The sequence below is a fragment of the Roseibium sp. genome (genome assembly GCF_965216085.1).
In the GTDB taxonomy this organism is placed as follows: domain Bacteria; phylum Pseudomonadota; class Alphaproteobacteria; order Rhizobiales; family Stappiaceae; genus Roseibium.
Map to the genome: position 1 here is coordinate 2,403,532 of NZ_OZ244138.1, position 26,067 is coordinate 2,429,598.

23 protein-coding genes are annotated in these 26,067 nt (G+C 55.7%); 7 read left to right on the forward strand and 16 right to left on the reverse strand.

Annotated features, from left to right (window positions below; genetic code table 11):
* Positions 1 to 69: 69 nt before the first annotated feature.
* The 7 genes from ACOOFE_RS11100 to ACOOFE_RS11130 form a co-directional block, all read right to left on the reverse strand.
* On the reverse strand, positions 70 to 1,662 hold the full coding sequence (locus ACOOFE_RS11100; protein ID WP_420414965.1) for a glycosyltransferase: 1,593 nt from the start codon (positions 1,660 to 1,662) through the stop codon (positions 70 to 72).
* On the reverse strand, positions 1,659 to 3,236 hold the full coding sequence (locus ACOOFE_RS11105; RefSeq protein WP_420414966.1) for an HlyD family efflux transporter periplasmic adaptor subunit: 1,578 nt from the start codon (positions 3,234 to 3,236) through the stop codon (positions 1,659 to 1,661). Before ACOOFE_RS11105 ends, ACOOFE_RS11100 begins: the two co-directional genes overlap by 4 nt.
* Before the next feature lie 282 nt (positions 3,237 to 3,518).
* Positions 3,519 to 5,657 (reverse strand): DUF4114 domain-containing protein, encoded by a 2,139-nt coding sequence (locus ACOOFE_RS11110; RefSeq protein ID WP_420414967.1) that lies wholly within the window; start codon positions 5,655 to 5,657, stop codon positions 3,519 to 3,521.
* A 313-nt stretch (positions 5,658 to 5,970) separates the two neighbouring features.
* Positions 5,971 to 6,810 carry a heme ABC transporter ATP-binding protein gene (locus ACOOFE_RS11115; RefSeq protein ID WP_420414968.1) on the reverse strand — a complete coding sequence of 280 codons (840 nt, stop codon included), beginning with the start codon at positions 6,808 to 6,810 and terminating at the stop codon, positions 5,971 to 5,973.
* Positions 6,807 to 7,946 (reverse strand): FecCD family ABC transporter permease, encoded by a 1,140-nt coding sequence (locus ACOOFE_RS11120; protein WP_420414969.1) that lies wholly within the window; start codon positions 7,944 to 7,946, stop codon positions 6,807 to 6,809. The genes ACOOFE_RS11115 and ACOOFE_RS11120 overlap by 4 nt, the downstream gene beginning before the upstream one ends.
* Position 7,947: 1 nt before the next feature.
* On the reverse strand, positions 7,948 to 8,832 hold the full coding sequence (locus ACOOFE_RS11125; protein WP_420414970.1) for a heme/hemin ABC transporter substrate-binding protein: 885 nt from the start codon (positions 8,830 to 8,832) through the stop codon (positions 7,948 to 7,950).
* Positions 8,829 to 9,917 (reverse strand): hemin-degrading factor, encoded by a 1,089-nt coding sequence (locus tag ACOOFE_RS11130; protein ID WP_420414971.1) that lies wholly within the window; start codon positions 9,915 to 9,917, stop codon positions 8,829 to 8,831. The genes ACOOFE_RS11125 and ACOOFE_RS11130 overlap by 4 nt, the downstream gene beginning before the upstream one ends.
* A gap of 263 nt (positions 9,918 to 10,180) precedes the next feature.
* Here ACOOFE_RS11130 and ACOOFE_RS11135 point away from each other — a divergent pair, with 263 nt between their 5' ends.
* The 5 genes from ACOOFE_RS11135 (at position 10,181) to ACOOFE_RS11155 (ending at position 14,921) form a co-directional block, all read left to right on the forward strand.
* Complete coding sequence (locus ACOOFE_RS11135) at positions 10,181 to 12,253, forward strand: TonB-dependent receptor domain-containing protein (RefSeq protein ID WP_420414972.1); 2,073 nt, start codon at positions 10,181 to 10,183, stop codon at positions 12,251 to 12,253.
* An 86-nt stretch (positions 12,254 to 12,339) separates the two neighbouring features.
* Positions 12,340 to 13,029, forward strand: a complete 690-nt coding sequence (locus ACOOFE_RS11140) for a MotA/TolQ/ExbB proton channel family protein (protein WP_420414973.1) — start codon at positions 12,340 to 12,342, stop codon at positions 13,027 to 13,029.
* Entirely contained in the window at positions 13,019 to 13,405 is a 387-nt protein-coding gene (locus tag ACOOFE_RS11145) for a biopolymer transporter ExbD (protein ID WP_420414974.1), read from the forward strand. Before ACOOFE_RS11140 ends, ACOOFE_RS11145 begins: the two co-directional genes overlap by 11 nt.
* Complete coding sequence (locus ACOOFE_RS11150; RefSeq protein WP_420414975.1) at positions 13,402 to 13,803, forward strand: ExbD/TolR family protein; 402 nt, start codon at positions 13,402 to 13,404, stop codon at positions 13,801 to 13,803. Before ACOOFE_RS11145 ends, ACOOFE_RS11150 begins: the two co-directional genes overlap by 4 nt.
* Entirely contained in the window at positions 13,800 to 14,921 is a 1,122-nt protein-coding gene (locus ACOOFE_RS11155) for a TonB family protein (protein ID WP_420414976.1), read from the forward strand. Before ACOOFE_RS11150 ends, ACOOFE_RS11155 begins: the two co-directional genes overlap by 4 nt.
* Positions 14,922 to 14,987: 66 nt before the next feature.
* Here the strand turns inward: ACOOFE_RS11155 and ACOOFE_RS11160 are convergent, their stop codons facing one another.
* Positions 14,988 to 15,191, reverse strand: coding sequence for a heavy-metal-associated domain-containing protein (locus tag ACOOFE_RS11160; RefSeq protein ID WP_420414977.1), 204 nt, complete (start codon positions 15,189 to 15,191; stop codon positions 14,988 to 14,990).
* A 163-nt stretch (positions 15,192 to 15,354) separates the two neighbouring features.
* Between ACOOFE_RS11160 and ACOOFE_RS11165 the strand changes: the two genes are divergently transcribed.
* Positions 15,355 to 17,865: a heavy metal translocating P-type ATPase gene (locus ACOOFE_RS11165; RefSeq protein WP_420414978.1), complete on the forward strand. Its 2,511-nt coding sequence runs from the start codon at positions 15,355 to 15,357 to the stop codon at positions 17,863 to 17,865.
* Positions 17,866 to 17,875: 10 nt separating this feature from the next.
* Entirely contained in the window at positions 17,876 to 18,268 is a 393-nt protein-coding gene (cueR, locus tag ACOOFE_RS11170) for a Cu(I)-responsive transcriptional regulator (RefSeq protein ID WP_420414979.1), read from the forward strand.
* 44 nt (positions 18,269 to 18,312) lie between these two features.
* Here the strand turns inward: cueR and ACOOFE_RS11175 are convergent, their stop codons facing one another.
* The 8 genes from ACOOFE_RS11175 to ACOOFE_RS11210 form a co-directional block, all read right to left on the reverse strand.
* The gene (locus ACOOFE_RS11175; RefSeq protein WP_420414980.1) at positions 18,313 to 18,570 is read right to left on the reverse strand and encodes a hypothetical protein; all 258 of its coding nucleotides are present in this window, start codon (positions 18,568 to 18,570) and stop codon (positions 18,313 to 18,315) included.
* Positions 18,567 to 19,328 carry a hypothetical protein gene (locus ACOOFE_RS11180; protein WP_420414981.1) on the reverse strand — a complete coding sequence of 254 codons (762 nt, stop codon included), beginning with the start codon at positions 19,326 to 19,328 and terminating at the stop codon, positions 18,567 to 18,569. Before ACOOFE_RS11180 ends, ACOOFE_RS11175 begins: the two co-directional genes overlap by 4 nt.
* Positions 19,325 to 20,392, reverse strand: coding sequence for a Rieske 2Fe-2S domain-containing protein (locus ACOOFE_RS11185; protein WP_420414982.1), 1,068 nt, complete (start codon positions 20,390 to 20,392; stop codon positions 19,325 to 19,327). Before ACOOFE_RS11185 ends, ACOOFE_RS11180 begins: the two co-directional genes overlap by 4 nt.
* The gene (locus ACOOFE_RS11190; protein WP_420414983.1) at positions 20,389 to 20,562 is read right to left on the reverse strand and encodes a hypothetical protein; all 174 of its coding nucleotides are present in this window, start codon (positions 20,560 to 20,562) and stop codon (positions 20,389 to 20,391) included. Before ACOOFE_RS11190 ends, ACOOFE_RS11185 begins: the two co-directional genes overlap by 4 nt.
* Positions 20,559 to 20,780, reverse strand: a complete 222-nt coding sequence (locus ACOOFE_RS11195) for a hypothetical protein (RefSeq protein WP_420414984.1) — start codon at positions 20,778 to 20,780, stop codon at positions 20,559 to 20,561. The genes ACOOFE_RS11190 and ACOOFE_RS11195 overlap by 4 nt, the downstream gene beginning before the upstream one ends.
* An 82-nt stretch (positions 20,781 to 20,862) precedes the next feature.
* Positions 20,863 to 22,839, reverse strand: a complete 1,977-nt coding sequence (locus ACOOFE_RS11200) for a thiamine pyrophosphate-dependent enzyme (RefSeq protein ID WP_420414985.1) — start codon at positions 22,837 to 22,839, stop codon at positions 20,863 to 20,865.
* Positions 22,840 to 22,860: 21 nt separating this feature from the next.
* Positions 22,861 to 24,480: a glutamate synthase-related protein gene (locus ACOOFE_RS11205; protein ID WP_420414986.1), complete on the reverse strand. Its 1,620-nt coding sequence runs from the start codon at positions 24,478 to 24,480 to the stop codon at positions 22,861 to 22,863.
* 53 nt (positions 24,481 to 24,533) lie between these two features.
* Positions 24,534 to 25,781 carry a cation:proton antiporter gene (locus ACOOFE_RS11210; protein WP_420414987.1) on the reverse strand — a complete coding sequence of 416 codons (1,248 nt, stop codon included), beginning with the start codon at positions 25,779 to 25,781 and terminating at the stop codon, positions 24,534 to 24,536.
* Between the last annotated feature and the right edge of the window lie 286 nt (positions 25,782 to 26,067).

Here is a 26,067-nt window from a genome sequence, read left to right on the forward strand (position 1 = left end):
CGAACTGGTCCGTTTTCCGATGTTGGAAAGTTGCCTTTGCAAAACGGGAAAACTGAGATGTGCATGGGTCTATGCCGATACGCCAAGCACATGGAAAATCATCCGGCTGCTTGGCGGTTCGATGAGCCCGGCCATTAGGCAGACGCCGACAAAAAGTATGGTGACGTAAAGCAGAGTCAAATATCCGGCCATCAAGTTCTGCAATGTTGCGATCAATCCATCGCCTTCGCCTGCGCGTTGATCTCCCCGGTTCGACCAGCGTTGTTTGGAGAGACGGAAGATGCAGTAGACCTTCACCGATGCATTGATCAGTTGGTTAAAATAGAGAATGAACGGATAGCTGAGATCCACCTTGCGGGCATATCGATACAAAAACAGCGATAGCAACATGCGAGTGATGCAGATGAAGACAACATAACCAAAGATATAGAAGGGATCGAAAAGTACGGTTGTGCAGACCGCCAGAACTGGACTGACGAGCATCGTCCACATGGAGACCCGCTGGTCCAACAGGCACCACCAGATAAAAAACGGCATCCGGCCGGGCCCGAGCGCCAAAGCGCGGCTTCCGTTACGCAGCATGTTGCCGGACCAGCGGCGGAAATTCTGCACCATCCGATCCATGCCGGAGCCTTCGATCACCTCGACCGTGTAGCCCATGGCATCGGGCACGTAGAGCATGCGGCAACCGGACTGCAACATGTAGTACCAGGTGCTTTTGTCATCGCCGGACAGGAATCTGAATTTGCCCCAAAGCCAATGTTCCAAGTGATCGGCTTCCAGCAGGCGGATGAATTTCAGTTTGGTGAGGTGATTGGCGCGAAAGACCGACATCCGGCCCGTCAACGTAAGAACGCGACCGGACAATGAGTGCGATTGCATCGCAAGGCGGCGCTGGGCGAACCGCATCGTCAGCCAGTTGGCTATCCAACGCGGGCCGATACACAACACTTCTTCATCTGTCGTACAAGCTTGTAGGTCCGGATAGAGCTTGAACAGCGGCAAGCACGCACCGACAGCATTCTTGGCAAGAATGAAATCTCCGTCCATGAAGATAATCAGATCGTCGTCTTCAACGTCGCCGCGGCTCATTGCCCTGAGGACAAGGCCAATTGCGAGCCGTTTGCCGGGCTGGTTTTGACGAACAACATGCAGTGTTACGGCCAGGTCAGGCCATTCCCGGATCAGGAGATTTTCAATCAAATCTTCATCATATCTGTCGCCAGAGCCGAGCCAGATGGTTCCTGGAACGCCTGCATCACGGATTTCCCGGCAAATCGAGCGGATGACTTTTTCCGTGATGTCCCGGTGTTCTTTGTAGGTGGTCATCATGAAATGCAGATGCCGTGGCCGCCAGCCGTCCGCCCAGACCTTTTTGCCGGCATCGCGCATGGACGGATAGACAAAACGGCCATAGATCCAGGCCCGGACAGCATGGGTAAACCACCAGCCGTAGCGCCAAATCCCAAGAAGGCCGATCACAAGGGTAATTTCCTTGGTTGTCGGACTGAAAAACACGTTTTCAAAGGTCGTCAGGCCGACAAAACACAGACCGAAATACAAGGTGATCTGAAGCAGGGCGAACGGTGTCCACTTGTTCAATCCCTTCGGCTGGTCGGTGATTTCGTCGACAATAAAACTCTGATGCTGGCGCTGAGTCATTCCGTGCGTCCAAAGTAGCGGGACACCAATCGCAGCACCTTGTTGGACCGATGACGTTCGAAATAGACGATCACTGGTGTTCCGGAGGCCGGCAGCTCGCCTTCACTTGTATTGAGTTGGACTTTCGCAGACCGTGAATCAGGGGCTCTGAACCGGTGCATTTGAGTGATTTCATCGACAAAACCATCTGTCCGGTTGATCTGGCTGACGGTCGCCTCAATCCATCTGTCTTCCGCGGAAACATAGATCCGCGCTGGGCTACCTTTGCGGATTTGAGGTACTTCTTCTTGGGTGAGGAACGCAGTGATCGTCCTGTGAACATCCTCTTCGAGGACAGCGATGGGAGCACCCGCCTTCAATGTCTGGCCTTCGGCGGCAATGACATCGACAACCGTTGCGGTCGAACCGGCTGAAATCGGAATGGTGATCGGCTGGTTCTTCAGGTGATTCAGATCCGCAATCCGGAAGTCGACTTCCTTCTGCCACCGAGCAACTTCGGCAACGCGTTCCGGTTTCAGGCCATTGAACTTGTCACCATTCAAAACGCCAGTGTCTTGTGCGGTCGCGCCAAGCTGCTCCAGTTCAGCGACATGAATGAGATGTTTCTCAAGTCCACTTTCCGCAGCAGCCAGCTCCAGCTGGGCTGTCGCCAGGACATCGCGTTTCAGATACCCTTGGTCAAACAAGTTTTTGTAACGTTCCAGCCGGTCGCCTGCAGTTTCAACTGCTAGGATGAGGGACACCGTTTCGGCGCGAGCCTGACGCAGATTGTTTTTGGCGACCAAAGTGTAACCGGTTTCCCGGTCCGCCTCGGCCTTAAGGTAGAGCTCGTGTTCAGCAAGCTCGACTTGAGCCTGCATCAAGGCTGTTTCAGCTTTGCGGATGTCTGAAACCAGCTGGACATTTTCGATAAAGGCGAGGGGAAGGTGTGCGGCGGCAATGTTACCGGCGCGGACGTTCAAAGACGTCAGGCGACCGCTTACCGGTGCCGTCACCTCGTAGCGGTCCGCACTAACGACTGCCGTGGAAACCTCGAGACGGAAAAGGGTCGCGAAGATGTAGACGCCGACATAACCGAAAACAGCGAGCCCAAGGATCAAGTAAAACAGTGTCATGATAATCTGTCTGACCGGCCATCTGCGCACCGGGATGCTTTGTGCTGGATTGGGGTCCGGTTTGGTTGGAACCGGTGTGACCGGAGTGTCGATCCGAACGATGGTATCCGTCACTTCAGTCATCTTGCCGCGAACAAGATCTTCGATGAAGTGTTGCATCAAGGCGGTTTCGCGCTCGCCAAGTTCGACAAACTTAAAAGCTGTTTCGCGGGTCTCTTGCTGCGTGCGGACGACCTCTGCTTCCGCTTTCAAGGTGATATTGAAGCCTTGGAAGGGGAGTGTGCAGAACAGCGTGTGGCGCGAACCGATTTCCGGAAGCGGTTCTGAAAGGCCGGAGATCCGGCAGCCACCGAGCCCCCAATCCACAGCATCGACGGTCTGCGCATCAAGGGTGACACGCATCGGTGCTGTTACCCTGTAGTGCAGCCTTTGGCTGGGCCTTTCGTGAATAATGTTCACTGGTGCTTCCCTTGATGTCGCCGGTATCCGGAGAGACGCAAGGACAATGCCAGTTGTTTTTGCTTAGGAAACCCAAAATCGCTAGTTTTTGATATCAGTCCAAGTGGTTGAAATAATGGATAATATTCAAACAGACGTTTGCGGGAAAAGATGGGGTTTGCAAAATTGGAAACCTAGCCGCCGGCAGGCAGGAGGTTCAAGTTTCCCATTTTGCAAAAATGTAAGCGTCCTATCTGATAACCCGGTCGCGACTTTGAAGGTCACGGCCGGGCTATTTCTTGATTAAAAAATGAAGCAGTCATTTTCGAACAAGGTGGTCACTGTTTCGTTGTTCGCATTGTTGAGAATACAGACATCCGTATAGGCACCGCCTCCCGACAAATCCGCAGACAGTGTCAGGTTCCCGCTCTCAGATGAGGACTGAAGGCGGGACAAAAACGTCTGATCGTCTGTGCTGCCAGCCAAGTGGCTGAAGTCCAGCAGATCGGTGCCGATTTCAAAGTCGGTAATGATATCGGCTTCATCCAGATCGTAGGTTCGGAACACGAAGGTGTCGCTCCCGGCTCCGCCGGTCAGGGTGTCCGCACCTTGCAACGACCGGATTGTATCGTCGCCGGCGCCGGCCTCGATCACGTTGACGCTTCTCGACCCTTTCAACGTATCATCACCGCCTCCGGAGACGATGTTGTCGATGAACCTGATGGTGTCGGTACCGATCTCGAGCCCGTGGGCCCGGGCGTTGTGAAGCGACACGGACAGGTCAACGTCAAAAGCGGAATAGTCGACTGTGTCGTTGCCGCGCCCGCCGTGTATCATGTCATCGCCGGCATCGCCGTAGAAGACATCATCGTCATGGCCGCCGTAGAGGCTGTCGTTGTTGTTGCCGCCACGAAGCTCGTCATTGCCAGCCCCGCCTCGGATGGTGTCTTCACCATACCCGCCGGTCAGAACATCGTCGCCAGATCCACCAATGAGGCTGTCATCCCCATCGCCACCATCAAGCTGGTCGTTGCCGGCTCCGCCTGTCAGGTCATCTTCTCCATTCCCTCCAGTTAGAATGTCGTTGCCGGCGCCGCCCACGAGTTCGTCGTTGTCGTTTCCGCCGTCGAGCTGATCATTCCCCGCTCCGCCACGCAGTGTATCGTTGCCATATCCGCCGAGCTGAACATCGTCGCCGGATCCGCCGATCAGGGTGTCATCACCATTCCCGCCTTCAAGATAGTCGTTGCCGGTACCTCCTATCAGGGTGTCATTGCCAGCTTCGCCGTATAGAGCGTCGTCGCCGTTGTTGCCGTTCAGATTGTCATCGTGGTTGCCGCCATAGAGGTGATCATTGCCGGAGTTGCCATAAAGATTGTCCTGGCCTGCGTTGCCGTTGAGTTCATCATTGCCCGATCCGCCATGAAGGTCATCGTGGCCGTTGTTGCCGGATAGATCGTCGTCACCGGAACGTCCGTGCAGTTCATCAGCACCGTCACCTCCGATCAAAACATCATTGTCCGAGCGTTCGATTTCGTCGACAGTGTTGCCGTTTCCCGGCTCAGGTTCTGGATCGGTGCTGTCCGTTTCCTGCTGATAGTGTGCGTTGAGAACGAGGGAGTTCGCCAAACCGATATCGACTGTAAATACACTGTCGTCGAAATCCCGGTCGCCGCCATTGTAAAGGTCCTCAAAACCAAGGGTAATGGTACCGGCGTCGGCTTTCAGAACGCCCGTAGTGTGCAGGATCCCATCCGGGTTGAGGTCGGCGGTCTCATCAAAGGCTGCCGTGTGGTAGGCATGCGTGCGGATCCAGGTTTCCGAGCCATCGGCCGCAATATGATAGAGCTTTGGGCCGTCGCTATGGATCGTTGCCTGATTGCCGTCATTGTCGCGGAACACCAGTTCTGGAGCATTTTCTGTGTCTTGAGTGACATCGAGGTCCAGACCCTGGTAGCCGTTGTTTAAGTTGTAGCCGTTGGAGATGATGAAAAAGCCGATCCGGTCGCCGGCCTCCACATCCAAAAACTCCCGGCTCTCGCCTTGAACCAAATCTCCGCCGCTGCCTTGCAGGGAGGCATTGGGCCAAAGGATCTCGACATCGGTGATCAATCCATCGTCCTGGACCTTGTAGTCGCCGAATGTGTTGCGGTAACCGGCCGTTTCCCCTTCAAAAACCACTGAAACGGGATGGTCATCAACAATCTCAATGCCGGTGACATCTATGAGATCCGGTCCGCCCGACCCGTAAAGGATGTCGTTTCCGTTGTTGCCGTAGAGCGTGTCATCTCCAGTGCCGCCCCAGACTTCATCATTGCCGTTCTGGCCTGTCATGATGTCGTCACCGAACCGGCCGGACATCACGTCAGAGTGCCGTGTGCCGGTGAGAACGTCGTCTTCGTTTGTGCCGATCATGGGGCGTGTTGCAGGCAAGCTTGCCATCTGTACCACTCCTTCTTTTGGTGCGTTTAGTCGCAGATCAGAAGGAGAGGTGCAGGTTGAAGGCCAGTTCTGGTGGCCAGTGTTCGTTTTATTTTCTGCTTAAAAAACAACACGCAGAGCTGGGGTGCCGATAAAATAAAACTATCCCAGTTTGCAAAATCGAATTTGAAAAATCCGAATTGGGAACTTCCATCTGGGCGGCACATTAATGTGGAACAGGTTTGCCGGTTGCTGATCCGGCTCGCTAAATATGTCTCTGACGCGATCTCTTGCTCATCCGTTTTTCCGAAACCGCGTTGCCCAAAACTTGGGTTTACCGGGAGAAGGTTGGCGTGACCCGGATCAGGCCTTGGCCCGTGCTGCTGAATTCCAGGGGCATCTCAAAGGCGGGGCTCAGGATGTCGCTTGAAAAGACCTCCTTTAAGACGCCGTGCCGGATTTTGGTTCCCGACTTCATGATGAGAACTTTGTCGGCAAAAGCGCTCGTCAGATTAAGGTCATGCATGACTGCAACAACGCCGCCGCCGCTCTTGGCGTAATCCCGGGCAAGCTGCATGATCTGATACTGGTGTTTGATGTCCAGGCTGGACACAGGCTCATCCAAAAACAGCCAGCGCGGGGTGCCATCTGGCGCAACGGGGTCCCAGACTTGGCACAGAACCCGGGCCAGTTGAACGCGCTGCTGTTCGCCGCCGGAAAGGTCCTGATAGGTCCGGCCGTCAAATCCGGGTAAACCAACTTTGGCCAATGCCTCTTTGATCCGTAGCAATCGAGCAGCCCGTCCGGCGTTTCTTTCAAGGATGCCAAGCCCAATGACTTCTGACACGGTTAGTGGAAAGGAAAGTTGGCTGGCCTGAGGCAATACTCCGCGCACGAGTGCTTGTGCTTCCGGCGTGGTCGAAGAGATTTCGGTGCCGTCCAGGGCCAGTCTGCCAGTGTATCCGCGCTCGCCGGTTATCGCCTTCAAGAGCGTTGTTTTGCCCGAGCCGCTTGGGCCGATAATCGCAAGGAGTTCGCCAGCCTGCGCTGAGAACGACATGTCCTTGACGATCTGCGTCCGGCCAAGTGTGACGCCGACTTTCGATACGTCCAATATCCCACGGGGCCGGTGATCGATGTTTCCGCTGGCAATGTGTGATGCTGCTGAAGTCATAGCCCCATTTGCCCCCGGTTTCTCAGGAGGATCCACAGGAAGAACGGTGCACCAACGAAGGCGGTGATGATGCCAATCGGCAATTCCGCAGGCGCAACAATGGTGCGCGCAAGCGTATCAGCTGCAATCAATAGACAAGCACCCAAAAGGGCGGAGGCGGGCAGCAGGTAGCGGTGATCTGGCCCAATGGTCAGGCGTAGAAGGTGCGGCACGACGATACCGACAAAGCCGATACCGCCACTGACCGCAACAGACGCGCCAGTGGCAGCTGCGACCAGCAGAATGCTGATGTTTTTAAGCCGCTGGACACGAATGCCGATATGCGCTGCTGCAGCTTCGCCAAGCGTCAAACCGTTCAGTCCACGTGCCAGAAAGGGTGTTGCAAACAGCATGAGAAGGATAACCGGCGCGACCGATGCCATCTTTTCCCAGTTCGCGCCGGCAAGAGACCCTAGGCCCCAGAACTGCAAATCCCGCATTTGCTGGTCATTGGAGATGTAGACAAGAATGCCGGTAATTGCGCCGGCCAGGGCGCCGAGCGCAATACCGGCCAAGAGCAGGGTGGCAACGGAGGTAAACCCACCGTGTGTCCCGATCCGGTAAAGCAAAAGGGTGGTGATCAAGCCGCCCGTGAAGGCCGCAAAGGGGGCCGCATAAATCCCCAGGATGGCCATGATAGGAGCCAGAGTAGTGCTGCCCAAAACGATGAAAAATGCAGCACCGAGCCCGGCTCCAGCCGATACACCGACGATGCCGGGATCGGCAAGCGGGTTTTGGAAGAGACCCTGCATCACCGCACCTGAGACAGCCAGCGCCGCTCCGATCAAGGCGCCAAGTAGGATGCGAGGAAGCCGAATTTCCATGACAACGATCCAATTGCGCAAGGAAATACTCTCCGGCAGCGGGCTGCCCGGATCAAAAATCTGACCTGGAATGTGCGGCAGGATCGATAGAACCGGGATTGGAATTGGCCCAATCGCAACACTGGCGAGCATTGTCGCCGCCAGTGCCATGCCCAAAAGCCCGATCATCCAGCGCGCCAGACCGGCCCGGTCACCGTTTTTCACGTTGGTCCGGCCGAGGATATCGGAAAACCCGCGGCTCGGCCGCGTTGAAAAAACGTCACTCACAGCCATGTCAGCTTTGCATCCCGCTCAGCTCCTGTGCCAGATCCCGGATGGCATCGGCCGTGCGCGGACCAAAACCCAAGAGGTAATCTGGCGGCATTTTGATAAGACGGCGCGCTTTGCCGGCCGGCGTTTGGGCAAGGGCAGGGTGGCTGAAAAGTTCATCTGCGGAAGCGCCAAAACGGCCGTGGCGGTCCATCATCAGCACAACATCGGGCATTGCGCTCAAGATGGCTTCATCACTGAGTTGTTTGTATCCGGGAAAATCTTGAACCGCGTTCGTGGCTCCAGCCAATTCCAAGATGCCGTGGGCGGCCGTGTCCCGGCCCGCAGCCATAATGCGTCCGCCCCGCGTCGATAGCACAAACAGAACCCGTAAATCCGTGTCCCTGTCCTCAGCTTCTTTCTGCGCGGCTGCAAGATCAGCTTCCAGCGCCTGAGCCAGCATTTCCGCTTTTTCCGGAACCCCAAGCGCCTTTCCGATGACCCGGACTTTTTCCGTAATGCCTTCGGCTGTAAAGTGATTGGGAATATGCGCGATACCAACGCCGGATTTTTTAAGAACATCAACGGCTTCCAGTGGACCGCTGCCATCCAGCATTAGCAGAAGGTCCGGATCTACCGAGAGGACACCTTCCGGTGAAAGCGCGCGGATATAGCCGATGTCGGGCAGGTCGTGGACTTCACGTGGATGCACGCTGGTCGAATCCCGGGCAATCAGCCGGTCTTGTTCTTCCAACGCATAAACCACTTCGGTTACGGATCCGCCGACGGCAACGATCCGCTTGGCGATCTGTTGTGCCGAAAGCGGATTTATGGTCAGGAGCAGCGCAAGGAGTGCGAGCAGCAATCCGGCTGTCACATCCAGATAAGGCAAACGCAGGATGGTCTTCATTCTGCTGCTCCGAGGCTGATGGCACGATCCAGTTTGGGAAGGTTTTCGGCCAGAGTGCGCCAGTCATCACGTTCGGCGTTGCCTTCTCCGCGCGCGCCAAAGAATTGGATGATCTGTTTGCCATCGCTGTCGAAAGCTTCAATCGACGTTACATGACCGACATCGGCTCTTTTGCGAACCGCCCAAACGTCATGGATGTGATCGGTTCTCAAGTGAAGATGGAACGTTGGGTCCATGATGTTGATCCAAGGTCCCTTTGCCATCACGGTTTTGATTTTTCCGGTGTGAATCTGGATGCAACCTTTGTTGCCGACAAAACACATGATCGGGATATCCTCGGCTGCAGCGAGGCGCAGAAGCGCTGGAACCGAGCCGTTGTCGAGCCGCCAGGCCCAATCGTCCCCGACAAGTTCAAACGCGCTGACCCGGTCAAGGTCCAAATCTCTTAGGAGGCCATGGAATTGATGGATATCGGTCAAGGATTTCCAGCGATTGCGGAGCTGCACCTCCACGCCATCAGCCGGTGTCTTGCGGGTGAAAACTGGTGCCGGCGTGATATACGGCAATGTGCCGGGTTGCTGATCGCAGAACGCCAATTCGCCGATCAGCCGGTCCCAGGCCTTCATATCCGTTTCCGGGCGGGTATGGATCTTCTGAACTGCATCGCCATGAGCATCAAAAAACTGCAATGACCGGCGAACATCCTTGCCATCTTGTTTTTCAACGGCAAATCCATGGACCCAGTTGGAGGGGAACATTCGTGTGTCGATCTGTTCTCCGAGCATCAAGGCTGCCCGTTCGCCGTTGATGAATTTTTCGAACGGGCCGATCTTCTCGTGAACAGCGCTTTCGTTGCGGGTGAGCGCCATCACTTTTCCGACTTGCTGAAGACCGGAAAAAAGGTTTTCGAAACGTGGCTCTATCCGCCGGGTTCCATAGCCAACAAAAGCTCCGGCAAGCTCCGCTTCCGAGATGCCCAGAGATTGCGCAAAGTCACGTTCCCGCATCTTCGGATTTTCTGCGCGTGCTTTTCGGATTTGCGCTGCGTCCAGCCCGCAAACGGTTTGAACTTGGTCAGTGGTCATTAAAAAATTCTCCTTCTCACTTACCAACACAGACGCCGTTACTGAAACGGGGCGGTCTTCTGCAAGACTGTAAGTCCCTGCGTTAACTTGGTAATTTGGAACATTTCTAAAGAGTGTGTCTCTTGGTTTCATTACCAATCCAATGCTTGACTCTCATATTCATGTTTTATATTTGGCGCAATACCTGAGTTTGAGACTCAAGTTAAAAATGCTGCGAGGCAGGCGGCAAAACGGACGCTGAACGCGCACTCTTGGAGAAATAAATGGGGCACAAGAATTCCCGTCATGCTCAGCTTTTGGGCGGCGTTGCTCTTTGGACTTTTGCAGTATCGGGGACAGCTCACGCGCAAGACGAGGTTGCGACCCTGCTGCAGCGGATCGTCCTTGGCAGCGGAGTGGAAAAGGTTGCGATCGACACGCCGCAAGCCGTCACAATTCTCGATCAGGAAGCGATCGACAATGAGCAGGCCCAAACAATCGGGGAGCTGTTTCGCGACATTCCCGGCGTGACAGTGACTGGCAGTGACCGGGCCATCGGTCAATCCTTCAATATTCGCGGTATCGGCGCCCTGAGTTCATCGGATGAATCAAAAATCATCGTCACAGTCGATGGAGCAACCAAATTCTATGAGCAGTACAGGGTCGGTTCGTTCTTCTCCGATCCCGAGCTTTACAAACAGGTTGAGGTTCTGCGTGGGCCTGCGTCTTCGACACTCTATGGATCAGGTGCTATCGGCGGTGTGATCAATTTCACCACGAAAGATCCGAGCGACTTTTTGAAACCGGACGACACCTTCGCAGTTCGCTTAAAAGGAATGTACGATTCCAACAAATATGGCTTCATGACGTCTGCGGTTGCAGCGGCCCGGCTGTCGGAGCAGACGGAAGTTCTTTTGAACGGAAACTTCCGCAAATCCAACGATTATGAAGATGGTCAAGGCATCGAAATTCCAGGGTCCGCATTCAAATCCTTTTCCGGGCTGGCCAAGGTCGTTCATCGCTTTGGAGACAACAACGAACAGGCCGTTCGCCTGTCCTATCAACGCTGGCAGAGTGATGCAGATGGGACGGAGTATTCCCAAACCAACACCTCAGGCTTTGGCACAATCGACCGGGACGTGACAGACCAGACTGTGGTTCTGAACTATGAGAATCCGGCCAGTGACAATCCGTACTTGGATTTGGCGGTGAACCTGTCGTTTTCCGATACCGCGGTTGATCAGGAAAACGCATCCTTAGGTGCTTTCTCTTCATCCCAGCTGTTTGAAGATGCCGAATACGGCTACCGGACCTGGCAAGGGAAGGTGGAAAACACCTTTGAGCAGTCCGGCTCGGGTTTTGAGAACTTCCTGACGGTCGGCACTCAAGTCTCTTATCAAGAGCGGATTGCGGAAACGACCAGCGGGGGAGTTGGTTTTCACCCGGAAGGAACCGACACAAAGGTTGGTTTTTATGTTCAAGACGAATTCATCTGGCAGGACCGCCTGACGCTTATTCCTGGGGTTCGGGTGGATATGATCGAACTCTCTCCGGACAGTTCAATCGCTGAAGCCTCCGATCAGTCAGAAGTCGCGTTTTCTCCCAAATTGGCTGCGCTCTACAAATTCAATGACACATTCTCGATCTTTGGGTCTGTCGCACATACAGAGCGTGCAGCGACGCTGGACGAGATGTTCTCAACGTCCGGGCCGGCCAGAGGGTATCCAGGAGGCCGGACCGCAAGCCTTAACCTGGATAAGGAAAAATCCAACGCCGTGGAAGCCGGGTTCTCTGTTTCCGCCTGGGATTTACTTCAGGACGGCGACGGGCTTCAGCTAAAAACAACCGCTTTCTATAATGACTTGAAGGATCTGATCTCGACCAATCCGAACCAGGGACAGATCACGCCAGTTCGCTATTACGTCAACATCGACGAAGCCGAGATTTACGGTGTTGAACTGGAAGCGGCCTATAACTCCGAATATGTCTACAGCACCGTCGCCTTAAGCCTTGTGCGCGGTGAGGACAAGGCAACCGGCGAGACCTTGACCTCAATTCCGGCTGATACGCTGGCGGTCACGCTGGGCGGGCGGGTTCCCGATTACGACATCGATTTCGGCTGGCGCGGTCTGTTTGCGGCAAGCATCGATTCCGGCGCCACGACCGGACCGTTCGCCGGTTACGCCGTGCACGATGTGTTTGCCAGCTGGACGCCGGACGAAGGCCGGTTCGCCGGCATGGAGCTGCGGGCAGCCGTCGAGAACATCTTTGACAAGTCCTATCAGAATAATCTGGCCGGCGATAAGGGGCGCGGCCGGACATTCAAACTCACCTTAAACAAACAAATCAGCTGGTGAGTTGAATGAGGTGCCGTCCGGCACTGGAAAATGGCTTTTCGTTTTCCCATGCCGGGCGGCCTTAATTCCAAGGTTTGGAGTGTGTGATGATCACAAAAATCTTAGAGCAAGTTGTGTCGATTCTTCAGCTGGGCGGACCCGTTGTCACGGTTATCGCCGGTTTGTCCGTGATTGCATTGGCCTTGATCCTGGTGAAGGTCTTTGAATTTCTGTTCTGCGGCATCGGCAACACCCGGCGGGAAAAGGAAGGAGTTCAGGCTTGGCTGTCCAATCAGCAAAGACATGCCATTACACATATTCAGCGGTCCAAGAGCGCCGCCGGGAAAGCTGTCCTGACCACCTGCCAACTCTTGGAAAAACGGGCCCAAAAGCCCGAAATCGAAGAGCGGGTATCGGTCCAGGCCGCTAGCGACCTTCATCATTTTTCCAAAGGCATCCGAGCGCTTGAAGCGATAGCCCAAGTCGCACCGCTGATCGGTTTGTTCGGGACGGTATTGGGAATGATCGAAGCCTTTCAGGCGCTGCAATCTGCCGGAAGCAATGTCGATCCATCGGTGCTGGCAGGCGGCATCTGGGTCGCCCTTATGACGACCGCCGCCGGGCTCGCGGTTGCCATGCCGGTCTCATTGATCGTGACCTGGCTGGAAGGGCGCCTCGAAGCGGAACGCATTGCCATTCAAACCCTGACATCGCGTCTGCTGCTGCCAGAAAGCGGCATTCTGGACTATCAGCCGGATGGGCCGGTAACCGAACCGGCCTTTGCCTATGCACATTGAACCGCTGCCCAAGAAACACAAGCCGATCTCTCTGACACCACTGGTCGATGTGATTTTTCTGCTGTTGCTGTTTTTTATGCTGTCTTCAACGTTCAGCCAGTTTGGCCAGGTCGAAATCGGCGCACCGTCTGCAGGGGGAGGCAGTGGGGCCGTGCCCAAAGCGATCCTCTCCATAGAGCCGGACTTGATGCGCTTAAACGGGGAAACTGTGTCGCATGACCAGCTCTTGAAGCAGGTCCGAGATCTTTTGGATCGGGATATCGACAGTCTGCTGGTTTTTATGAAAAGCGGCAGCACAACGCAGCAGTTTGTCACGGCGATGGGCGTTTTGAGGCCGGTTGACGGTCTGAACGTGTCTGTAGCCAGTTCTCAATGATCAAACTTCCGCAAAAGGTAGAAAAACGGCCGCTGGAAACCACGATTTCGCTCATCAATATCGTGTTTTTGATGCTGATCTTCTTTCTGGTGGCGGGTCAGCTGGCACCGCCGCAGGACCCAGATGTTGTGCTTTCAAAATCGGAAGATGCGCCGCCCTTGCCACCTCCCGATGCACTCTATGTGCGGAAAGACGGCAATTTGATTTACCGGGACGAGACAACAACGGCTGCGGCCTATTTTCAGGCGCACGGCAAGACCGTCGAAGGTGAGCGTGAGCCGGTTCGGCTTGGTGCAGATGCAGATCTCCCGGCGAAGAAGCTGCTGGAACATGTGGCCGCGCTTTATTCGGCTGGAGCGTCAAACGTTGTGATCGTTACCCGGATGAGCGCTGAATGAGCGGGCTGCGCAAGGCGTTTTTGGCGGCGTTGTGCCTGTCCTTGGCAATCCACATCGGCGCTGTCGCGCTCACCATCCAATCAAAACCGGACCTTGAGATTGCCGGAGCAGGGGAGGTTCAGAGTATTGTTCTGGGCAGTTCCCCTTTCAGCACGATTTCCGCAGGCGCTGTACCCCAAGCTGAAACCGTCCCGCCAGCAGAAAATCCCGTTGCAGAACAGCCGGTCGTGCGACCTCTGACGGATGCCGCTGAAATTTCCCCACCGCAATCAGTCTTGCCGGTTCAGCCGCCAAAGGTGGTTCAGGCCGTTGCCGCCGCTGAGGTTCCGCAGATGGAGGCAACACCGCTTGCTCAAACAGGCGGAGAACTACTGGTCACGCCAAAAGAAGAGGTGAAGGCTGACGTCACATCCCCGCCTGAGGCACCTTCTCATGCTGAGGTTCTGCCTGTCCCAGAAGTTGTGGCCGCGCGCCAGATGAAGGAGCTGGAGCGTAAACATGCCGAACCGGCAAAGGAAGTGTCGACGGAAGCTGCTCTTCAACCCAAAAAACTTAGCGATTCTGCGCAACAAACCGAGGTTAAGGACCAAGCTGAACCCCTGAAGGAAGTTCAAACCTCTGTCCCGGCACCAAAACTGAAACCCGCTCCGTCTAAACGGGAGATTGTTCAAAAATTCAAGACGGCCAAGAATCAGAAAACCGCAAAGAACTCGAAGAAAAAACGGAAAAAAGTCCAAAAGGCACAAAAGGCCAGCCGGGCAGGGGCGGGCGGTCAATCGAGCCGGACTGCGCAAAAGGGGGGCTCCGAACGCAAGGGCAAAGGCAAGACCGCCGGCAATTCAGATGTAACCAACTATCCGGCCAAGGTGCATCGCAAAGTCTTGAGGTCGGTCCGCGCACCCCGGAGCATCGGCCGGCTTAAAACAGATGCGCATGTCCGGTTCACTGTTCAGGCAAACGGCGCTGTAGCAGGTGTTCGCCTCGTGAGATCCTCAGGAAACAAAGCCTTTGACCAGGTGGCGCTGAAGTCGGTCCGCCGGGCGGCCCCTTTTCCAGCGATCCCGGCTGCGTCAAAACGCGAGACCTGGACCTTTACATTGCCGATCGGAGCAAGGTGACAAACGTTGGCAGCCAAAGCCATCATGTTTCGCCAAGTCCACACGCAACGCGTTTGTCATAGCGGATCAGCTGACTGCAAGCTGCGCAGTTTCATATCCGACCTCCCGGAGTGTCTTTTCCACGACTTCTGGGTTTTTCGGTCCATCAACAGTAACGGTCCTGTTTTCCAGATCGCAGATGACGATTGCTGCAGGTTCGAATGAGGTGATGGCTGTCTCGATGGCCGCAACGCAATGGCCGCAGCTCATATCCGGAACGCTGAATTTCATGACGACTCTTCCTTTCGATTGTGTCCCGGTTATCAAGGTTCTTGTCCGGGGAAGGTCAACAGGTGGAACTACGTATGGAGAAATTTGCGCTTTCGTGTTGACCTTCCAGTGACTGGAATCCTTATGTGAGGAAACAACGATCAACATCCCATTGGACTCATCCATGTCCCCAAAACAAAAATTGTCGTTTTCCATTGAAGGAATGTCCTGCGCGTCCTGTGTCGGACGTGTGGAGCGAGGTCTTTCCGGGCTCGACGGCGTGGCAGGTGTCACAGTGAACCTTGCAACAGAAAGCGCGCAGCTGACTGTGGACGATGCCGAACACGCGGTCACAGCAATCAAAACGCTCGAGCAACTGGGGTATCCGGCGCGGATTGAAACACTCACGCTCAGTATTGGGTCGATGTCTTGCGCCTCCTGTGTCGGCCGAGTGGATCGCGCTCTCAAAGCTGTGCCCGGTGTCGTGGAAGTGAATGTTAATCTCGCCGCTGAAACCGCCAGCATTTCCTATGCCGCGGGATCCGTGACACCCCAGGCTCTCATGAATGCGTCTGCTGCGGCCGGGTATCCGGCAACGCTTGTTGAAGCCGGGGCTGCCTTGGACCGCAGCGAGCGTAAGGAAGAAGAAGCGCGGGCCCTGTTCAGAAACATGATTGCCGCGGCTGTTTTTGCGCTTCCGGTATTCGTCATTGAAATGGGCAGCCATGTCATTCCCGGAATGCACCATTGGGTCAATATGACGGTCGGGCAGCAAACCAGCTGGATCCTGCAGTTCATCTTGACCACCATTGTCCTGGTTGGTCCGGGAAGAAACTTCTACATCAAAGGGTTTCCAGCTCTGTTGAAGGGCGCGCCGGATATGAACAGTCTGGTCGCAGTGGGGACAGGCGCTGCTTATGCCTATTCCGTTGTTGCGACCTTTCTACCGGGATTGATCCCGGATGATGTCAGAGCTGTGTATTTTGAAGCTGCGGCCGTGATCGTGGTCTTGATCCTTCTTGGACGGTTCCTGGAAGCAAGGGCCAAAGGACGGACGGGAGCTGCAATCCAAAAACTTCTCGGGCTTCAAGCAAAGACGGCGCGGGTCTTGCGCGATGGTGAGCAGAGTGATGTCGCGATCGATGCCCTTGCAATTGGCGATATGATCATTGTGCGCCCCGGTGAGCGGATCACGGTTGATGGCGAGGTGATCGAAGGGGTGTCCCATGTAGATGAAAGCATGATCACCGGAGAACCTGTGCCGGTGGAAAAAGCCGCTGGTGCCTCAGTCACAGGCGGTACGGTCAACGGTTCGGGCAGTTTGCAGTTTAAGGCGACCCGGGTTGGGGCGGACACGACGCTTTCGCAGATCATCCGTATGGTCGAGGAAGCACAAGGGACAAAACTCCCGATCCAGGGATTGGTCGACAAGATCACCCTCTGGTTCGTGCCTGCTGTCATGGTGACGGCTGTACTGACAAGCCTTGTATGGCTGATTTTCGGCCCAGATCCCGCGCTCACCTTTGCACTTGTTGCCGGTGTGTCAGTGCTGATCATTGCTTGTCCGTGTGCCATGGGGTTGGCAACACCGACCTCGATCATGGTCGGCACCGGCCGTGCCGCCGAAATGGGAGTGTTGTTCCGGAAAGGCGATGCGCTTCAGCAACTGGCAGATGTCGATATCGTCGCGCTCGATAAAACCGGAACTGTCACGGAAGGGCGCCCGGAACTGACAAATCTCATCCTGGCTGACGGATTTGACCGGCAAACCGTTCTGGAGAGGATTTCCGCTGTCGAAAGCCGGTCCGAACACCCCGTCGCAGAGGCAATTGTGCGGGCAGCTGCCATGCAGGGTGGGAAACAGCTGGCGGCAGAAGACTTTGTGTCGATCACCGGCCATGGCGTCAGTGCATTAGTTTCCGGCCAGAAGGTCCTGGTCGGCGCCGACCGCCTGATGATCCGGGAAGGCGTTGAGATTGAGAGCTTGCGCGGTCAAGAAGAAGATCTTGCCCGGCGTGGCCGGACGGCCCTGTTTGCTGCCATCAACGGTCAGGTTGCGGCAGTGATCGGCGTTTCCGACCCGGTTAAAGCCTCGAGCCGGGAGGCGATCGCTGCCCTTCAAGCGCAGGGGCTAAAGGTAGCGATGATTACCGGTGACAAGCAGGAAACCGCCGAGGCGATTGCGGCAGAGACCGGCATCGACACTGTCATCGCCGGTGTGCTGCCGGACGGCAAGGTCGCTGCTTTGAACGGCTTGCGCAAAGCTGACAATAAAATCGCGTTTGTCGGTGATGGGATCAATGATGCGCCGGCCTTGGCCCATGCGGATATCGGCATCGCGATTGGGACCGGAACCGATGTCGCGATTGAATCTGCAGATGTTGTCCTGATGTCGGGCGATTTGCGCGGCGTGGTCAATGCCCTTGAGGTCTCCAAACGCACGATGCGCAACATCAAGGAAAACCTCTTCTGGGCGTTCGCCTATAACACTGCTTTGATCCCGGTGGCAGCGGGCGTTTTGTATCCGGCACTGGGTGTGCTTTTGTCGCCGGTTCTGGCGGCCGGTGCGATGGCCTTGTCGTCTGTGTTTGTCCTCACCAACGCCTTGCGATTGCGCGGCATTAAGCCCTTGATGGACGAAAGGGCAGCACCAAAACCACACCTGACAACGCCGGTCCCGGCGGCAGCTGAATAGGGAAACAAAAATGAACATAGGTGATGTTGCCCGCAAGTCCGGGTTGCCTGCAAAGACCATCCGGTATTATGAAGATATCGGTCTCGTGACCCCGCCGCGCAGCGAGAACGGCTATCGGACTTTTCGCGATATCGAACTACACAAATTGACGTTCTTGGGCCGGGCCCGGGAACTCGGATTTACCATCGAGGACTGCCGGACCCTTTTGGCCCTTTATGAAGACGATGGCCGGGAAAGCGCACAGGTGAAGCGGGTGGCTGAAGACCATTTGCAGAAGATCGATGAAAAGATCGCGCAGCTGCAGTCCATGCGTGGAACCCTGGCTCACCTCGTCCACGAATGTGCCGGGGACCACCGCCCGGATTGTCCGATCCTGGAAGATCTTGCAGGAGAGCAGGGGTAAGTCAGCGGCAGTTTCGCTGCTTGCCCCTTTACCCGGAAGGCTGGCTAATCAGTGTTTTTGAGCTTACCGGTGGCATAGCTGATGATCCGGTCGGCGAAGGTCAGCACCACGAACACGGCCAAAAGACCTGCAAAAAACCGCAGGTCTTTCAAAAGAGCGAAGAACTCCGATCCCCTCGGCAATTGCCGGACACCGATATTGGTGTAAATCCAGGCGTAATACGCCAGCGCGGCCAAAGCACCGGTCAGCACAAGCGACAGGAGGAGGGCTTGCCACTGCGGACGATTTTTGTCTGCGCTCATTTCAAGATCCTCGCCGTTGCCAGATCCGCCTTGAAGACCATCAGATCGTCCAGACGCTCCACGTCACCTTCCACCTCGATATAAAGCGCCAGCAAATCCTTGATCTCATCGCCGAGCAGATTGCCGTTTTTGTCGGCCATCAAAAAGAAGGTTCGGCCTTCAACGGGGCCGGTGGAGACAAACACTGGTGGGATGCCGCCCGTGAGGCAGAGGTCCGCACAGGCTTTATGTGCCAGCCCGCGGCCCGGGCGCATGGCCCCTGCGTAACACTTGCCGTCACAGATCTCGCCAGAGAGTTTCCAACGGCCGAGCGGAACTGGATCCGATGGTTGAAAGCCCGTAGGTCCGTCTTCCGTGGCTTCGACCTTGCCGATCTGGATCATGGTGAGATCGCCGCGGTTGACCGGCACACCCCGCAGATTGACGGGTGTTTCCTTGTTGGCCTTTGCTGGCCCAAACACACCGCGTTTGCCCTGGCCCGAAAGCATGTAGGTTCGGGCAGGAGTGGTGCCATCAGCTGGTACACGGAATACCGGATACGGCCGGAGTTCCAATAAACCGGCTTCTTCAAACCGGTTGCCCCACTGAAAACCACCGCTGCCGGGGTCGTTTTGCGTTGAAGACAGCGCTAGAGCCGCCAGGCCCATGCCGCCGGCGAAACACACGGCAAACACGCTCAGAAAAACCAAAAGTGGTTTTGGAACCGCGTTCAGATAGCCAACATAAAACGGTGCGTCTTTGGTTTGCCGCCAAGTCATGCCGCACCTCCAATTTCCACCGGATCCACATGGGTCCCAGGTGGCAAAGCATTGGGATCAAGAAGGACTGTCGACCCAATCAGTTTCAGCCGGTAGGTCGAGATTTTCTCAGTAAACGGAGCCGGTGCCCGGCCGTCAGCCAGGTTGTACTGATAGCCGTGCCAGGGGCAGGTGATGCAACCCCACAGCACCTTGCCTTCTCCCAAGGGCCCATTCTGATGCGCGCAGGCGTTGGTGATGGCAGAAAGTTTGCCGTCGTACTTGAAGATTGCGACACGCTCATCCTCATCCAGTGTTACGACCTTGGCGCAGTCCTCATCGATGTCGTCGAGCTCTCCGGCAACAACCCATCCCTTTTCTTGAAGAGAGGCTTTAGCCGTTTCCTCACCGCGTTCGCGCGCGGCTTCCATCCGGCCGGTCACAAAATGCAGCCCGCAGACAAGAACTACGCTAGCCGCCACCACACTGGTGAAAATCGGGTCGGCGGGGCCTTGCAATGCTCCCAGCGCAACATGCAGCACGACAAAGGCGTAGGCGGCATAAATCGACATGTGCAGCGCCTTCCAGATCGGCGCCCCGAGAAAACTCAGCCAAAAATCGTGGCTGGTCGCCGCCAGAACAAACAAGATTAGGAGAGCTGCGATGCCAAGGGTTTCAAAGGGAAAACCAAGAACTTGGCCGTAACTGGTGTTGGATGACAGAAGAGCTGCATATTTGCCGGTTGGTGAAAAATTGAAATACCAGCCGAGAACGTAATTTGCATGGACTGCGGCAATACCTGCCGTCATGACGCCGAAGTGGCGGCGGTTATAGAGCAAGGGCAAAAAGCGCCGGTCGAGCCGGGCGAGGGGGCCAATACACAAGATGACCGTCAGCATCAGGAAGGCGCAGCTGCCAAAGGCCCGCATCCTGAGAATTGCGCCGTCGATGGGTTTGCTGACATCTTCAAAGGCGGGGGCGACTCGGATGAACACGAAGAGATACAGTCCAACGGCAATCAACAGAACAGCGTCGTAAAAAATCTTGTTCCGGTTCCACATGACCGGCATGTATTGAACGCTCATTGGGAGGCCTCCCCAGAGGTTTCTCCGTTGGATGGTTTTTCGAGAAGGACGGCTGGCCGGTCCGCAGGCGGGGATTGGCGAAGCGCCAGGATGGTGAAGAAAGCCAGTGGCAGCGCGATGCCAAGCGCTGTCCAGATGCGGGCATGCGCGGTCCGGTGAGCCCGTTTCATTCTTCAGCCTCCTTTTCCCGTTCCAAATGGAACCAGCGATAGAGTACCAAGGGCCAGATCAGGCAAATGCCGGGGATCAGCAATGGCCGGAAAGCGTAAGACCCCTGTGCAGAAGGCTCGACCCGCTCAATTCCGATGACAAGAAAAATCGCTGCAACGGCCCCGCCGCAATAGAGATAATAAAGGCCGATTTCGATCAAAAGTTCAGCGGTTTGCACTCTTCTTCCCCTTTACCGATTACGGGATGCGTCAGCAGTTCCGGCCCTGAACCGGGACCTTTATGTGAGTACTGGCCCCGTATCAGACGAGATCTGCGTCGGTGATGATTTCCACCAGCGACGGACCATCATGAGCGATGGCTTCCGCAAGAGCGGTGTTCAATTCCGTAGCATCTGTGACCCTGTGTCCATGCCCGCCGCACAGCCGGGCGAACGCGGCAAACGACGGGTTGGTGAGATTGGTTTCCCAGACCGGCCATTCCCCTGACTTTTGCTCCTTGGTGATTTTGCCGAGCTGGCAGTTGTTCAAAAGAATATGCGTGATGTTCATGCCGTATTTGACGGCGGTGGTGAACTCCATTGCATATTGGCCAAAGCCGCCGTCGCCAGAGATGGAGATGACCTTGCGGCCCTTGAACTCGTCGAAATCCTGAGTCGCGCACCAGGCGCCCAAAGCGGCCGGCAGACTGAAACCGATGGAGCCAAGATATCCAGACATCAGGATCCGCTGGCCACGCGGCTCGAAATAACGTCCGAAAGAATAGGTGTTGTTGCCAACGTCGACCGGAATGATCGCATCTTCAGGGCAATGATCGGTGAGGGCCTTGAAAACGGCCGCGGAGTGAATGCCCCCGCCATGATCTTCTGCCAGGCGCCGGTCCTTTTCTTCACGCCAAATCGCCCAGCGTTCCGTGATTTCGCTGATCTGATTGGGCGCATCCGCAGGTTTGCTCACCTTGTCTTGGATTGCATCACAGAAGGTGCCGATTTCGCCCCAGACCGGCAACGTCACCGGATGAAACTTGCCGAGCTGCATGCGTTCAAAATCCACCTGAATGATCGGCTTGTAGGGGGCAATGCCGGTGTGGTTGGCAAAAGAAGACCCAAGTGAAACAATCAGATCAGCTTCGTTCATGAACCAGCTGGCAATTGGTGTGCCGGACCGGCCCAGAACACCGCAAGACAGAGGATGGGTGTCCGGAATGAGCCCCTTGCCTTTAAAGGTGGTAAGGACCGGAGCTCCGATTTTCTCCGCCAGCGCTATGACTTTATCGCGCACATCCTTGGCGCCATATCCAAGGACGATCACGGGACGTTTGGCGCCGTTGATCAAGGTGATGGCGTCAGTTAGGTCGTCATTCGACGGTGTCACCTCAATGCGGCTCAATCGGCCTTCGGGCTGTCCCGCATCCTTGGTGCTTGGCAGGGTTTGCACATCGTCGGGAAAAATCAGATTGGCGACGTCCCGCTCGACAATTGCGGTTTTTAAGGCCAGCGACATCAGCTCGGCGTGTTTGGAAGAGCTGAGCACCGGCTGGGAGAATTTGGAGACCGCTTCAAACGCGGATTTCAGATCGATGTCTTGAAAGGCGCCCGGGCCGAACACCTGGGTCTGAACCTGTCCCGTTAATGCCAGAACGGGCGCACGGTCGACTTTGGCGTCCCAAAGGCCGGTCAAGAGATTGGTTGCCCCAGGTCCGGCAATCGTCAGGCAGGCCGCGGGTTCGCCGGTCAATTTGCCGTAGGCGGATGCGGCAAAAGCGGCGGCACCCTCATGGCGGATGCCGATAAACCCGAGCGCTCCCTTGTTGGCCTGCAGACGGATGGCATCGGCGAGGCCGAGATTGGAATGCCCGACCATGCCGAACACCCGTTTGACGCCCCAATTGACCATGGTCTCGGCCATCACATCGGTGACTGTGCGCTCATGCTCCGGTTCAGCTTCAAGTCCGACCAGAATGTCCCCATCCTCGATCTTGAGCGGATAGACTTTCTGGCCACTGTCTTCATGGCCGCCGGGTGGTTTGCCTGTGAGCGGATCAAAATCCCAGCCGTGCCACGGGCAGCGGATCCAGCACTTGCCGTCGGTTCCCTTTTCGATGGAGCCTTCGCCGAGCGGCCCGCGCTGGTGCGGGCAATGGTTGTCCATTGCGGCCCATTGACCACCAAAGTGGGACAAGCAAATGGACGTTGTTCTGGCAGTGACCGTTTTGACCCGGCCTTCCAGCAGATCATCCACGTGGCCGACTTTGATCCAATCGAGATTTTGAGCGTCCATGAATTCCTCCCTCAGAACCAATCAGCTGGATCGGGCTATACCACCGTACGCGACGCCGGACAGATCTGCCATCTCGCGTTTCCAGGTTGTCAAATCATCCGGATTGAATTGATTAAGGTGCGAGTATCCGCAGGCACGTGCCATCACTTGCATCAGTTCCACGGAAGCTTCGAAAAAGTTGGTGAGCTGGCGGGCCGATTTTTCAATGATCAGCCGGTTCACCAGATTGGGTTTTTGGGTCGCAATCCCGACCGGACAGTTGTTTGTGTGGCAGGCGCGCATGGCGATACAGCCAATCGCTTGCATTGCCGCATTGGAGACCGCGATTGCATCCGCTCCAAGCGCCATGGCTTTGATGAAGTCGGCAGGTTTCCGCAAGCCGCCGGTAATCACCAGCGATACGTCGGCACGACCTTGTTTGTCCAGATGACGCCGGGCTCTCGCCAGTGCTGGAATCGTGGGCACAGAGATATTGTCGCGGAAGATGATTGGGGCGGCGCCCGTTCCCCCGCCGCGGCCATCCAGGATGATGTAGTCGACCCCGACCTCCAGCGCAGCATCGATGTCTTTTTCGATATGCTGGGCAGAGAGCTTGTAGCCAATCGGAATGCCGCCGGTTCGACTACGGACTTCGTCTGCAAATTCTTTCACCTGGGCGCAATTGGTCCAGTCGGGAAAACGCGGCGGAGAGATGGCGTCATCGCCTTCGTTCAGTCCACGGACTTCGGCAATCTTTCCTTTGACTTTGGCGCCGGGTAAATGACCGCCAGTGCCGGTTTTGGCACCTTGTCCACCTTTGAAATGAAAGGCTTGCGCCTTGCCAAGTTTATCCCAGCTGAAGCCAAACCGGGATGACGCCAATTCATAGAAATAGCGGGAATTTGCTTCTTGCTCTTCCGGCAACATGCCGCCTTCGCCCGAGCAAATACCAGTGCCGGCAAGTTCCGCGCCGCGGGCCAGAGCGATCTTTGCAGGTTCTGAAAGGGCGCCGAAACTCATGTCGGAGACAAACAACGGGATCTTCAGATGGAGCGGCTTTTGTGCGTTTGGTCCAATGACAACATCGGTTCCGACCGGATCCTCGTCTAAGAGCGGGAAGCGTTGCAGCTGGGCGGTCAAGAGTTGAATATCATCCCAGTCCGGCAGTTGGTCCCGTGGCACTCCCATCGCGTCAACCACACCGTGGTGGCCGGTTTTTGAAAGGCCATCCCGCGCGTAGGATTGGATCAGTCCAGTGTAGGGTTCTTCTTCCGTGCCATGGCTGGTGTCCGCATAGAGCCCCAGATATTTGTCACGCTGAAATGGCTGCGGATTGTCATTGGCCCATGCTGCAATTTCGTCGGCATCAACCAAGATCTGATCGCCTTCGACCCAGCTTTTGAATTTCGGCAAGGCCTCGGAATTGTTGTATTCAGACACACCGCTGTCGATCCGGTAATCCCAGTAGTGAACCCCGCAGATCAGGTTGTCACCATCCACGTAGCCATCGGACATCAATGCGCCGCGGTGCAGGCAACGGCCATAAAACACCGACACCTCTTCATCAAACCGGACCACAACGAGATCAACATTTTCAACCAACGCATATTGCGGATCCCGATCCGGCAAAGAGCTTAATTTGGCGACAACTTCAGTTCTCATTGCAATCCCCCAGCTAGTGGCGTGTCCGCCTTGGCGTTAAAGGTTTTGTGCTTTCAATCTTCCGTAATATTGGGCCGCATCGGTGGCATGGCAGCCATTTCCGCAGCACCGTCATTCCCCGCCATTCGGGCGCCGTATAACTTGGCAAGAGGCACTGCGCTGATGCCATGCAGAACAGCGCTGATCCACACCGCGTTGATCGCAAGGTTCAAAAGGGTCTCGCCAATTTCATGATCGATCTGATCGACAATCAGCAGTGCAAACAAGGCGGTCGCCAGCCCGCGCGGACCGAACCAACCAAAAAACAGCTTCGTTGTCGGCGCGGCATCTGTCCCTAGAAGCGAGAGCCAGACCGCCAGAGGACGCACCACAAACAGGCTTGTCAGAATAATCGTGAGACTAAGGGCATCAAGGTGCGCAACGGCGTTGGGCAACAGTGCCAGGCCGATCAAGAAAAATGCGCCCCAGCTCAGCATCTGGCCTTCGCTTTCGGTGAATTCGTAGATGAATGCACATTGGCCCTTGATGACATTGCCAAAACATAATCCGGCGACGAAGGCCGCGATAAACCCGTTGCCATCAATCATTCCGGCCGAGAGATAGGCGCAGCCGGCCATTGCCAGCGCACCAATGCCTTCGATTTCGGCGGTGGTCATTTTTCGTTGTTTCGCCGCAAGGAACAAAACACCACCGATTCCACCGATGATAGCACCGACCAAGGGTCCGAAAATCAGCTGTTTTGCGCCAAAGAGCACCCAATTGGTGGCATCTTGTTGCATCATTTCTGCAGTCAGGCTGGCAAACAGCAGGATGACTGGCAGCGCTAGCCCGTCATTCAGCCCGCTTTCCAGCGTCAGGGCGCGGCGGACACGTTCAGGTACAGCTTTGTTTGTTACGACAGCTTGACCGAGAGCTGCATCGGTTGGGGCAAGTAATGCTGCAACAAGCGCTGCAACAATCAGCGGATATGCCGGTAACAGGAGTGCGGCAAACGCGGTTCCAATCAAAACCGACAAAGGCAAACCGATGACCAGCATACGAAAAGGCCATTGATGCCGTTCCCTCAGGCTCTTGAGATTGATTTGAGCAGCGTCCAGAAACAGAAGAACAATCAGCGCGAGTTCAGCAACGATGTGCAGCAGGTGTTCAGCTTCCGCGATGGGCATCTGACCGGCTTTTGCCATTAGAAACCCAAACCCCAGAAACAGCATGGGAGCAGTGAGGACGCCATTCGACAGCTTCTTGGCCAAAAGCGTGTAGACCATCGTGAATGTGCCCAACATCAACAGCCCAAGTGCCACTGCAATTCACCTCCCGTTGTTCGAGCCATTATTGGTCCGGTTTTATTCAACGTCTCAAATCATTTCGGCTTGACGATCCTGTGCGGCTGGTTTGATGGGCTTTCAAAAGGAATTGCAGCAATTTGTGACCCTGAGCACAAAAGCTCCTGGAAACCGGAAGCTTAGCTGCATATTGCCAGGTTAGTGGGATCACAATCGCTTGATTGGATCTCAATAAGATCCAAAAGCAACGCTTTTCACAGTCGGGCGTTTATGTGGGGCAAACGGCTATTTCGATTGTTTTAAA

Bases quoted from the DNA above. Each gene is read 5' to 3' on its own strand.
- ACOOFE_RS11130 (WP_420414971.1), bottom strand. From the start codon at position 9,917: ATGACCACTGACCAAGTTCAAACCGTTTGCGGGCTGGACGCAGCGCAA.
- ACOOFE_RS11190 (WP_420414983.1), bottom strand. From the start codon at position 20,562: ATGAAACGGGCTCACCGGACCGCGCATGCCCGCATCTGGACAGCGCTT.
- ACOOFE_RS11180 (WP_420414981.1), bottom strand. From the start codon at position 19,328: ATGACTTGGCGGCAAACCAAAGACGCACCGTTTTATGTTGGCTATCTG.
- ACOOFE_RS11115 (WP_420414968.1), bottom strand. From the start codon at position 6,810: ATGACTTCAGCAGCATCACACATTGCCAGCGGAAACATCGATCACCGG.
- ACOOFE_RS11165 (WP_420414978.1), top strand. From the start codon at position 15,355: ATGTCCCCAAAACAAAAATTGTCGTTTTCCATTGAAGGAATGTCCTGC.
- ACOOFE_RS11205 (WP_420414986.1), bottom strand. From the start codon at position 24,480: ATGAGAACTGAAGTTGTCGCCAAATTAAGCTCTTTGCCGGATCGGGAT.
- ACOOFE_RS11125 (WP_420414970.1), bottom strand. From the start codon at position 8,832: ATGAAGACCATCCTGCGTTTGCCTTATCTGGATGTGACAGCCGGATTG.
- ACOOFE_RS11135 (WP_420414972.1), top strand. From the start codon at position 10,181: ATGGGGCACAAGAATTCCCGTCATGCTCAGCTTTTGGGCGGCGTTGCT.
- ACOOFE_RS11175 (WP_420414980.1), bottom strand. From the start codon at position 18,570: ATGAGCGCAGACAAAAATCGTCCGCAGTGGCAAGCCCTCCTCCTGTCG.
- ACOOFE_RS11140 (WP_420414973.1), top strand. From the start codon at position 12,340: ATGATCACAAAAATCTTAGAGCAAGTTGTGTCGATTCTTCAGCTGGGC.
- cueR (WP_420414979.1), top strand. From the start codon at position 17,876: ATGAACATAGGTGATGTTGCCCGCAAGTCCGGGTTGCCTGCAAAGACC.
- ACOOFE_RS11185 (WP_420414982.1), bottom strand. From the start codon at position 20,392: ATGAGCGTTCAATACATGCCGGTCATGTGGAACCGGAACAAGATTTTT.
- ACOOFE_RS11120 (WP_420414969.1), bottom strand. From the start codon at position 7,946: ATGGCTGTGAGTGACGTTTTTTCAACGCGGCCGAGCCGCGGGTTTTCC.
- ACOOFE_RS11160 (WP_420414977.1), bottom strand. From the start codon at position 15,191: ATGAAATTCAGCGTTCCGGATATGAGCTGCGGCCATTGCGTTGCGGCC.
- ACOOFE_RS11100 (WP_420414965.1), bottom strand. From the start codon at position 1,662: ATGACTCAGCGCCAGCATCAGAGTTTTATTGTCGACGAAATCACCGAC.
- ACOOFE_RS11155 (WP_420414976.1), top strand. From the start codon at position 13,800: ATGAGCGGGCTGCGCAAGGCGTTTTTGGCGGCGTTGTGCCTGTCCTTG.
- ACOOFE_RS11145 (WP_420414974.1), top strand. From the start codon at position 13,019: ATGCACATTGAACCGCTGCCCAAGAAACACAAGCCGATCTCTCTGACA.
- ACOOFE_RS11150 (WP_420414975.1), top strand. From the start codon at position 13,402: ATGATCAAACTTCCGCAAAAGGTAGAAAAACGGCCGCTGGAAACCACG.
- ACOOFE_RS11200 (WP_420414985.1), bottom strand. From the start codon at position 22,839: ATGGACGCTCAAAATCTCGATTGGATCAAAGTCGGCCACGTGGATGAT.
- ACOOFE_RS11110 (WP_420414967.1), bottom strand. From the start codon at position 5,657: ATGGCAAGCTTGCCTGCAACACGCCCCATGATCGGCACAAACGAAGAC.